The 8,060-nt window shown below is 60.9% G+C and carries 7 protein-coding genes; 5 read left to right on the forward strand and 2 right to left on the reverse strand.

The window, feature by feature from the left end; genetic code table 11:
• Positions 1-232: 232 nt before the first annotated feature.
• The 4 genes from iolD to iolE are packed head-to-tail and all read left to right on the forward strand — an operon-like array spanning position 233 to position 5,103.
• A complete protein-coding gene (gene iolD, locus FUU19_RS04605; RefSeq protein WP_230489969.1) occupies positions 233-2,173 on the forward strand; it encodes a 3D-(3,5/4)-trihydroxycyclohexane-1,2-dione acylhydrolase (decyclizing) in 1,941 nt (646 codons plus the stop codon).
• A gap of 35 nt (positions 2,174-2,208) precedes the next feature.
• Positions 2,209-3,222 carry a bifunctional inositol 2-dehydrogenase/D-chiro-inositol 1-dehydrogenase gene (iolG, locus tag FUU19_RS04610; RefSeq protein ID WP_202670428.1) on the forward strand — a complete coding sequence of 338 codons (1,014 nt, stop codon included), beginning with the start codon at positions 2,209-2,211 and terminating at the stop codon, positions 3,220-3,222.
• A gap of 40 nt (positions 3,223-3,262) precedes the next feature.
• On the forward strand, positions 3,263-4,147 hold the full coding sequence (locus FUU19_RS04615) for a sugar phosphate isomerase/epimerase family protein (protein ID WP_019455195.1): 885 nt from the start codon (positions 3,263-3,265) through the stop codon (positions 4,145-4,147).
• Positions 4,148-4,206: 59 nt separating this feature from the next.
• Positions 4,207-5,103 carry a myo-inosose-2 dehydratase gene (gene iolE / locus FUU19_RS04620; RefSeq protein ID WP_015379329.1) on the forward strand — a complete coding sequence of 299 codons (897 nt, stop codon included), beginning with the start codon at positions 4,207-4,209 and terminating at the stop codon, positions 5,101-5,103.
• Positions 5,104-5,164: 61 nt separating this feature from the next.
• On the opposite strand, the gene FUU19_RS04625 is transcribed toward iolE, so the two are convergent.
• Both FUU19_RS04625 and FUU19_RS04630 read right to left on the reverse strand, forming a co-directional pair.
• The gene (locus tag FUU19_RS04625) at positions 5,165-6,346 is read right to left on the reverse strand and encodes a P1 family peptidase (RefSeq protein WP_230489970.1); all 1,182 of its coding nucleotides are present in this window, start codon (positions 6,344-6,346) and stop codon (positions 5,165-5,167) included.
• Positions 6,339-6,854 carry a GNAT family N-acetyltransferase gene (locus FUU19_RS04630; RefSeq protein ID WP_230489972.1) on the reverse strand — a complete coding sequence of 172 codons (516 nt, stop codon included), beginning with the start codon at positions 6,852-6,854 and terminating at the stop codon, positions 6,339-6,341. Before FUU19_RS04630 ends, FUU19_RS04625 begins: the two co-directional genes overlap by 8 nt.
• Positions 6,855-7,243: 389 nt before the next feature.
• Between FUU19_RS04630 and FUU19_RS04635 the strand changes: the two genes are divergently transcribed.
• Positions 7,244-7,939, forward strand: a complete 696-nt coding sequence (locus FUU19_RS04635) for a pirin family protein (protein WP_004930835.1) — start codon at positions 7,244-7,246, stop codon at positions 7,937-7,939.
• The last annotated feature ends 121 nt before the right edge of the window (positions 7,940-8,060 follow it).

Genomic DNA, 8,060 nt, shown 5'->3' on the forward strand with positions numbered 1-8,060 from the left:
GGGCTTTTCATGTAATATGCGATCTTTATCGCAAAATGAAATGTTTCTTCTGTAATGTGATTTTATGAAAAATATATTTGTTTATAATCGCTTCACGTTTCAGGTTGTCGACTTCGTGAGCAGCGGGCATCGCCTGCTCAAGATAATAGCTGCCGCCGCGTAATACAAACACGGGATTGTCGGCTCGGCGCGAGCCCTTTCCGGGGCGGCCCTCAATCTAAAGGGTGAGTAAATGGGCAAGATCAGGCTAACCATGGCGCAGGCGCTCGTCAGATTTCTCGATAACCAGTATCTGCTGGCCGACGGGGTGGAAACCAAATTCGTCGCGGGCATTTTCGCGATTTTCGGCCACGGCAACGTACTGGGGCTGGGGCAAGCGCTGGAACAGGATAGCGGCGATCTGCGGGTGCATCAGGGCCGCAATGAGCAGGGGATGGCCCACGCGGCGATCGGCTTCGCCAAACAGAAGCTGCGCCGGCAGATCTACGCCTGCACTTCATCGGTCGGCCCCGGCGCCGCCAATATGATCACCGCCGCCGCCACCGCCACCGCCAACCGCATACCTTTATTGCTGCTGCCGGGCGACGTTTACGCTTCCCGCCAGCCGGACCCGGTGCTGCAGCAAATCGAACAGTCTTACGATCTCAGCATCAGCACCAACGACGCGTTCCGGGCGGTGAGCAAATACTGGGACCGCATCGTGCGGCCGGAACAGCTGATGAGTGCCTGCATCAACGCGATGCGCGTGCTGACCGATCCGGCGGATACCGGCGCGGTGACGCTGTGTCTGCCGCAGGACGTGCAGGGGGAAGCCTACGACTATCCCGACTATTTCTTCCAAAAACGCGTGCACCGGCTCGATCGCCGACCGGCGACCGACGGCATGTTGGCGGACGCGCTGGCGCTGCTGACCGCCAAGCGCAAACCGCTGCTGGTGTGCGGCGGCGGCGTGAAGTACTCGCAGGCCGGGCGGGCGCTGCGCGAATTCGCCGAGCGCTTCGGCATTCCGTTCGCCGAGACTCAGGCCGGCAAAGGCACGGTGCCGAGCGACCATGAATTCAATCTCGGCGGCATCGGCGAAACCGGCTGCCTGGCGGCCAACACGTTGGCCCGTCAGGCCGATTTGGTGATTGGCGTCGGCACCCGTTACACCGATTTCACCACCTCGTCCAAATGGCTGTTCCAACACCCGGACGTTAACTTCCTCAATATCAACGTCAGTGCCTTTGACGCCGGCAAGCTCGACGGCGTGCAGGTGCTGGCGGACGCCCGCGAGGCCCTGAACGCATTGGGCGCGCTGCTGGCGCAGGCTGACTACCGCGCCGGCTGGGGCGACGCCATCGCCGCGGCGCGCGCTGCCCAGCGTGAAGAGACCGAGCGGGTTTACGCGGTGGAATACGGCGGCGCGGGTTTTGTACCGGAGATAGACGATCACCTCGATCGCGAGCGGGTGTTCGCCGAATTTATCGCCCAGACCGATTCCGCGCTGACCCAGAGCCGGGTGCTGGGGATGCTGAACCGCGAGCTGCCGCCGGACAGCGTGATCGTCGCCGCCGCCGGCAGCCTGCCGGGCGATCTGCAGCGGGTGTGGCACAACCGCGGCGAGCACGGTTATCACGTGGAATACGGTTACTCCTGCATGGGGTACGAGGTGAACGCTGCGCTGGGGGTCAAGCTGGCCGAGCCGCAGCGCGAGGTGTACGCGATGGTGGGCGACGGCGCCTTCATGATGCTGCACTCCGAACTGGTCACCTCGATTCAGGAAGGCTGCAAGATCAACGTGGTGCTGTTCGACAACATGACCAACGGCTGCATCAACAATCTGCAGATGGAGCACGGCATGGACAGCTACACCACCGAATTCCGCTTCCGCAATCCAGAGGGCGGCAAGCTCGACGGCAAACTGGTGCCGGTCGATTTCGCCATGCTGGCGGCGGCTTACGGCTGTAAAACCTATCGCGTCACCACCGAGCAGCAGCTGCTCGACGCGCTGGCCGACGCCCGCAGGCAAACCGTGTCCACGCTGCTGGACATCAAGGTGCTGCCGAAGACCATGGTGCACAAGTATCTCAGCTGGTGGCGCGTGGGCGGCGCTCAGGTGGCCGACAGCGAGAAAATCGTCGCAGTGGCGCGCAAGCTGCAGGAAAACATCGATAAGGCGCGCGATTACTGATTCGTTTTCATACATAAATCTCGAGGGTAGCGAAAATGACATTGAACATTGGGGTTATCGGCACCGGCGCCATCGGCCGCGATCATATCCGTCGCTGCAGCAAAGTGTTGCAGGGCGCCCGCGTCGTGGCGGTGAACGACATCAATCGCGACAACGCCGCCAAGGTGGTGAGCGATCTGCAGCTGGATGCGCGGGTGTATGACAACGGTCACGATCTGATCAAGGCCGCCGACGTGCAGGCGGTGCTGGTCACCTCCTGGGGGCCGAGCCACGAAGAATTCGTGCTGGCGGCCATCGCCGCCGGCAAACCGGTGTTCTGCGAGAAGCCGCTGGCGGTGACCGCGCAGGGCTGCAAAAACATCGTCGATGCCGAAGCGAAGCACGGCAAGCGGCTGGTGCAGGTCGGCTTTATGCGCCCCTATGACCAGGGCTATCGCGCGTTGAAACAGGTGCTGACCAGCGGCCAGATCGGCGAACCGCTGATGTTGCACTGCGCGCACCGCAACCCGACGGTCGGCGAGGCTTACACCACCGATATGGCGATCACCGACACCCTGATCCACGAAATCGACGTGCTGCGCTGGCTGCTCGACGACGACTACGTGTCGGTGCAGGTGGTGTTTCCGCGCAAGAGCCCGAAGGCGTTCCCGCACCTGAAAGATCCGCAGATTGTGCTGTTCGAAACCGCCAAGGGTACGCGCATCGACGTCGAAATTTTCGTCAACTGCCAGTACGGCTACGACATTCAGTGTGAAGTGGTGGGGGAAACCGGCATCGCCAAACTGCCGGAGCCGTCCTCGGTGCAGATGCGCAGCGGCGCCCGCCTGTCGACCGAAATCCTGACCGACTGGAAAGATCGCTTTATCGACGCCTATGACGTCGAGCTGCAGGGGTTCATCAACGACGTGGCCGCGGACAAGCTGACCGGGCCTTCCGCCTGGGACGGCTACGCCGCCGCGGTGACCGCCGACGCCTGCGTGGCGGCCCAGCTCAGCGGCGAGATCGTGCCGGTGACCCTGCCGGCGCGCCCGGTGTTCTACAACAAATAATCGGCTTGTCCCCCATACCTACGATTGCAGAGGAGTGACCATGAAGATCGCTTTTGATGTCGACGTTATCCGGGATTTGGGCGTGACCAAAATGGTGCAGCAGGTGGCGGACTGGGGCTACAAATACATCGAGCAGTCGCCGCACCCGCAGATCAACCCGTTTTACAAGCATCCGAAGGCCAGCCGCGAAATCATGGCGGAGTATAAAAACGCCCTGAAAGCGACCGGCGTGGAGATCTCCTCATTTATCGTGGTGTATCGCTGGTCCGGGCCGGGGGAAGATCGCCGCCAGGCAGCGGTCAAAAACTGGCGGCGGATGATCGAAATCGCGGTGGAAATGGGCGTGCAGGTGATCAACACCGAACTGGCGGGCAACCCCAACGAACCGGAGATCTGCGAGGAGCTGTGGTATCGCTCTATGGAGGAGCTGCTGCCGATCGTTGAGCGCGAGGGTATCCGTATGGAGATCCAGTCGCACCCGTGGGACTTCTGCGAGCTGAGTAACGAAACCGCCGATCTGGTGAAGTCGCTGCGCAGCGACCACGTCAAATACCTCTACAGCGTGCCGCACACCTTCTACTACGACAAAGGGCAGGGTGACGTGGCCGGCATGCTGCAGTACGCCGGGGACGATCTTTCCCACGTGCTGATCGCCGACACCATGAATCACACCAAGCATTGCCGTTATATCGTCAATCCGCCAGGCGTTGACGCCGCGGTGCATCAGCACGTCGGCATCGGCGAAGGCGAGGTGAATTTCGACGCCCTTTTCCAGACGCTGCGCGAGATGGAATTTGCCAACCGCAGCTTCAAGGCCGGCGGCGAATCGATCATCTGCACCTCGCTGTTCGGCTACCCGGAAAAGATGCCGAGCCAGGCGGTGGCGACCAGAGAGCGCATCGAAAGAGAGCTGTTGGGCAAATAATCTTATTCGGCTCGCCGGCGGCGTTTGCACCGGCGACCCTCCAAGGACCGAGGCAGACCATGAATAAAGACAACGTGAAATTGGCCATCGCGCCGATCGGCTGGACCAACGACGACATGCCCGATCTGGGCAAGGAAAATACCTTTCAGCAGTGCGTCAGCGAAATGGCGCTGGCCGGTTTCACCGGCAGTGAAGTGGGCAGCAAATACCCGCGCGATCCGGCGGTGCTGAAACCGATGCTGGATATTCGCGGCATCCAGATCTGCAACGCCTGGTTCAGCACCTTTTTCGCCGACGGTCAGAAAGACAAAACCATCGATGAGTTTATCAACCACATGAATTTCCTGCATGCCATGGGCGCCAGGGTGATCGGCTGCTCCGAGCAGAGCAAGAGTATTCAGGGCACCACCAAAGGCGTGTTCGAAGAGAAGCCGTATTTCAGCGATGAAGAGTGGCAGCGGGTGGCCGACGGTTACAACGAGTTGGCGAAGATCGCCGCCGACAAAGGCATGCAGGTGTGTTTGCACCACCACATGGGCACTGGCATTCAGACCACGGCCGAAATCGATCGCTACATGAGCATGGTCAACGACGACGTCTACCTGCTGTTCGATACCGGGCACGCCTACTATTCGGAAGGCAGCCAGCAGGCGATGATGGCGATCCTGGAGAAGTATCTGCCGCGCATCAACCACGTCCATCTGAAGGACGTGCGCGATGAGGTGGTGGCGGAAGTGAAGGCCAACAAGCTGAGCTTCCTCGACGGCGTGAAGAAGGGCACCTTCACCGTGCCGGGTGATGGCGTGATCGACTTCAGGCCGGTGTTCAAGCTGCTGGACGAGCGCGGTTACAAAGGGTGGATGGTGGTGGAGGCCGAGCAGGATCCGGCGCTGGCCAACCCGTTCGAGTATGCGGTGAAAGCGCGTCGCTATATTCGGGAAACCGCCGGTATTTAAACGGCGAGGGGCAATAAAGATCGAGGGGCGCCGCCGGCGCCCCTTTTTTGATAGCGGCGCGTTAGCCGCCGAGCGTTTGCCAGGTTGCGACCTGGCTGCCTGGCCACGGTGTGGCGGTATGCACACCACGGGCGATCGCCCGAGCGAGGGTATCCGCCGCCAGCGCGCCGATTTGCAGTACCGCCAGTTCACGGCTGCCCTGAACCTCGCGCTGCCCGGTGGACAGGGCGAACACCACGTCGCCGTCAAACGGGCTGTGCAGCGGGCGAATAGCGCGCGCCATACCGTCTTGCGCCATGATGGCCACCCGTTTCAACTCCACTCGCGTCAGCGCCAGGTCGGTGGCGATGCAGGCTAGGGTGGTGTTCTTTCTGCCGCCCTGCGGCTCTTGCACCATCCAGTCTTCACCCTGCGCATGCAGTTGCGCCAGCGCCGCCGCGCCGCCGTTGCCAAATTCACCGTTAATTTCATAAGGCGTCGCCCAGAAGGCGCGGGTGCCGGGTGCGACCACCGCACCCAAACTGTTGACCGCCACCAGGGCGCCGACGGTAGCGCCATTGGCGGCAATGATAGATGCCGAGCCGAGGCCGCCTTTCAGCTTACCCATGCCGGTCATGGCGCCGTAGCCGGCGCCGACGGTGCCCAGCGGAAAATCCAGGCCGGCTTTGCCGACCGCCTCGATGCCCAACTGGCGATACGGCGGCGTGAGCTGCCAGTTTTTGTCGCCGCCGTTGGCCAGATCGTACAGGCAGGCGGTGGGCACGATTGGGGAGACCGGCACGCCGGGTGCCGGGCGCAGCGCGTAGCCTTTACCCTGTTGCCCCAGCCAGGCTGCGACGCCATCCGCCGCCGCCAGACCGTAAACCGAGCCGCCGCTGAACGTCAGCGCATCGATGGTCTGTACCAAATTGTCCTCACCCAACGCGTCGGTTTCCCGGGTGGCGGGGCCGCCGCCGCGCACGTCCACGGCAGCAATCGCCGGGCTGTCCGGCAGGATAACCGTCGCGCCGGTGCGCACCCGGCTGTCCTGCGCCACGCCGACCTTCAGGCCCGGCACATCGGTAATCAGGTTGCGAGCGCCTGGGCGCCCGGCGGCGGGAGTTGGCATAGCGGCACCTAATGGGGTGAGAGGAGAGAATATGCCGATGGCGGCGGTCAGGCCGGCCAGCGCTTGTAAAAAGGTTCGGCGGTTGATATGCAGGGGCCGGCACAGCGGCCCCTGCGGGTGGGGAATATTACGCATCGCCGTACGGCTGCCCGGAGCGCAAACGCGCCATATGGTAGGCGTCGACCAGCACGCCGTCGCGCATGGCATAGGCGCGGCTGGTGCCCTCTATCTCGAAACCGAATTTGCGGTATAGCGCGATGGCCGCCGGGTTGTCGGTGAACACCGTCAGTTCGATGCGCTCAATGGCCGCCCAGTTGTCACACAGGTCGATCATCGCCTGCATCAGGCGGCTGCCGACGCCTTTGCCGTGGTAGCGCGGATCGACGCCGATGCCGAAGGTGGCGACGTGGCGGCGGCGAACGCGCTGATTCAGCATCACAACCAACTGGCCGGCAAGCTGCTCGTCGATGATGGCCGCCAGGTTATGCGTGCCCGGTTCGGGATTGGCGAGGCGCTTATGCCAGGACTCGACGGACGGTAGCGGGAGCTGCAGCGTATCGCGATAGACGGGCGTCTGCGAATAAAGATGATGCAGGGCTTGCGCATCCGTTGTTTCCACGTGGCGTATCACGATCTCGCTCATGTCGCTGCTCCTTTTGCTTACCGGTTGAATAACCTCTGAATTTATCCGTTTACTGCCTTGAGTCAATATTATTTGAACGGGTCAAAAAAAACGCTTTACAGGTGCGAATGATAATGATTATTATTGCGATGCGTTCCGGGGAGGGCATCAACCCTTGATACTCTCGCTGCGAAGGCACGACATTGCTCACATTGCTTCCAGTGTTTACTTAGCCAGCTCGGGTGCTGGCTTTTTTTTTGCCGTTTTTCAGCCGTTTCCGCCTTCAACAAATCCGCTGCCCATCCGCTGTTTCATTCCATCGAAATTTTTGAACAGAGGCATGAGTTTTTTACGCTTTCTTATTCTGCTGGCAGGACTAGACTGTAAAAAAACATTGAGGAGAGTTGAATATGATTTATGTACGTAAAGCGGAAGACCGCGGCCACGCCAATCATGGCTGGCTGGATAGCTGGCACACCTTCTCATTTGCCGATTACTACGATCCGAACTTTATGGGGTTCTCGGCGCTGCGGGTGATCAACGAAGATGTGATCGACGCAGGGCAGGGTTTCGGTACCCACCCGCATAAAGACATGGAAATCCTGACCTATGTGCTGAGCGGCACGGTGGAACATCAGGACAGCATGGGCAACAAGGAGCAGATCCAGGCCGGCGAATTCCAGATCATGAGTGCGGGCACCGGGGTGCGTCACTCTGAGTACAACGCCAATCAGGATCGTCCGTTGCACCTGTACCAGATTTGGATCATCCCGGATCAGGTCGGGCTTGAGCCACGCTACGAGCAGCGCATGTTCGACGCGCCGCAGGGCCGTCAGCTGGTGCTGTCGCCGGATGCGCGTGACGGCTCGCTGAAGGTGTTCCAGGATATGACGCTATCGCGTTGGGCGCTGAATAAAGGCGAGCAGGGGGAATGCCCGATCGCCGCCGGCCGTCGCGTTTGGATCCAGGTGGTGCGCGGTAAGGTCTCGGTCAACGGCCAGACCGCCGGCATCAGCGACGCGTTCGCGGTGTGGGATGAATCTGCGCTGACGATTCAGGCCGACGAAGAGAGCGAAATCCTGCTGTTCGATCTGCCGCCGGTGTGATTAAGCGGTAAATATCAAGGGCTCACGGTGTGAGCCCTTGAGGTTAACGACAAGCCTGATGACGTTGCCCGACTGAAAGCCGGCAGCATATAAAAACAAGGAAAATCAATTTATTGATTTT

It is taken from the genome of Serratia montpellierensis (genome assembly GCF_020858655.1).
Taxonomy (GTDB): domain Bacteria; phylum Pseudomonadota; class Gammaproteobacteria; order Enterobacterales; family Enterobacteriaceae; genus Serratia; species Serratia montpellierensis.

What these genes read in the sequence shown, in the direction of transcription:
- iolD (WP_230489969.1), top strand. Translation starts at nt 233, where the DNA reads ATGGGCAAGATCAGGCTAACCATGGCGCAGGCGCTCGTCAGATTTCTC.
- iolG (WP_202670428.1), top strand. Translation starts at nt 2,209, where the DNA reads ATGACATTGAACATTGGGGTTATCGGCACCGGCGCCATCGGCCGCGAT.
- FUU19_RS04615 (WP_019455195.1), top strand. Translation starts at nt 3,263, where the DNA reads ATGAAGATCGCTTTTGATGTCGACGTTATCCGGGATTTGGGCGTGACC.
- iolE (WP_015379329.1), top strand. Translation starts at nt 4,207, where the DNA reads ATGAATAAAGACAACGTGAAATTGGCCATCGCGCCGATCGGCTGGACC.
- FUU19_RS04625 (WP_230489970.1), bottom strand. Translation starts at nt 6,346, where the DNA reads ATGCGTAATATTCCCCACCCGCAGGGGCCGCTGTGCCGGCCCCTGCAT.
- FUU19_RS04630 (WP_230489972.1), bottom strand. Translation starts at nt 6,854, where the DNA reads ATGAGCGAGATCGTGATACGCCACGTGGAAACAACGGATGCGCAAGCC.
- FUU19_RS04635 (WP_004930835.1), top strand. Translation starts at nt 7,244, where the DNA reads ATGATTTATGTACGTAAAGCGGAAGACCGCGGCCACGCCAATCATGGC.